1 protein-coding gene is annotated in these 563 nt (G+C 55.6%); it reads left to right on the top strand.

From position 1 onward, the window contains the following. Window positions 1-145: 145 nt before the first annotated feature. Complete coding sequence (locus tag ACOCD2_RS25445; protein WP_294078182.1) at window positions 146-343, top strand: hypothetical protein; 198 nt, start codon at window positions 146-148, stop codon at window positions 341-343. The last annotated feature ends 220 nt before the right edge of the window (window positions 344-563 follow it).

The following is a 563-nucleotide window of genomic DNA, read 5'->3' as shown; positions in this document are numbered from 1 at the left end:
TCCGTGCGAGTTCATGCGAGCAAAATAGCACGGAAACCGTGGTCTGTCCCCTGTGTGTACGGTATAACCAAGCGTGTCTTCGACCTCGTGATAGATTTTGGGACATCCCAGCCCCCAAAATTGACTCGGCCTTTGACAACCTAATTTGTGCCCCAGCCGTCCTGGTCACCAAGCACTACGCAACAACTTCGCAAGCTCGTTGCTGCTCCGTACTTGGTGCCCATATGACTGGACGCCGCGTTCGGAGGCCTACTTTGTTTTCCCTCTGGCGCAAGGCACGCCGGGAAAACAGTGCGGCCTCGCGGCTGCTGGGGACTACCTGCCTTCGCTTCGCTCTCCATAGCTGGCAGCGACCGTACCCCAGGGGGGGAGAGCGCACTTTGAGTGATCTTCCACACCAGGTTATTGCCAAGGGAGGGGCGTAACTGGGGTAGAATTACCCCTTCTTCTACGATTTCTGGAACAAAGGTATGTGTAAATTTTGCTGGACTGTCCTGTTGCTCCTGCTGTTGGCCATTGGCGCCGCAGTGTATAAATTCGGTTTTGTCGGCAGCGTGGTGCAG

The sequence above is a fragment of the Thiolapillus sp. genome (genome assembly GCF_048562965.1).
GTDB lineage: Bacteria > Pseudomonadota > Gammaproteobacteria > Chromatiales > Chromatiaceae > Thiolapillus > Thiolapillus brandeum_A.
Note: the sequence above shows the minus strand (reverse complement) of the source record. Positions and strands in the feature narration are given on the sequence as shown.